Source organism: Spirosoma terrae (assembly GCF_010435915.1).
Lineage (GTDB): Bacteria > Bacteroidota > Bacteroidia > Cytophagales > Spirosomataceae > Spirosoma > Spirosoma terrae.
The window spans coordinates 1-322 of sequence record NZ_JAAFZH010000057.1 but is presented as its reverse complement, the minus strand read 5'-3'; the positions used below and the strand labels follow the sequence as shown (position 1 = coordinate 322).

The window sequence follows — 322 nt, the reverse complement described above, 5'->3', positions numbered from 1 at the left end:
TTTACCGGACAGTTGAGTTGCTTAACTTAGCTGTACCATGGCCAAAAAGAACTCCTCGGCAAAGCTGCGCCGAAACGGGGCCGCCCGAGCGGTACGACGAAGACTTCAAAAACGAAGCGGTTCGCCTAGTTACTACTGGGCAACGAAGTGTACCTGATGTAGCCCGCTCCCTGGGTATTTCCGAAAACATCTTGTATCGTTGGAAAGGGCATACCAACAAGGTTGATAGAAGTCCGAACGGCATCTCCCAGCAAGACTATGACCAGTTGTGGGAGCAACTGCGCCGAACCGAACAAGAGCGCGATATATTAAAAAAAGCCTT

At 50.6% G+C, this 322-nt stretch carries 1 protein-coding gene; it reads left to right on the top strand.

Features of this window, described 5'->3' with window-relative positions:
• Nucleotides 1–17: 17 nt before the first annotated feature.
• Nucleotides 18–322, top strand: a 305-nt coding sequence (locus tag GK108_RS31035) for a transposase (protein ID WP_163955482.1), incomplete at its 3' end; no start/stop codon positions are given.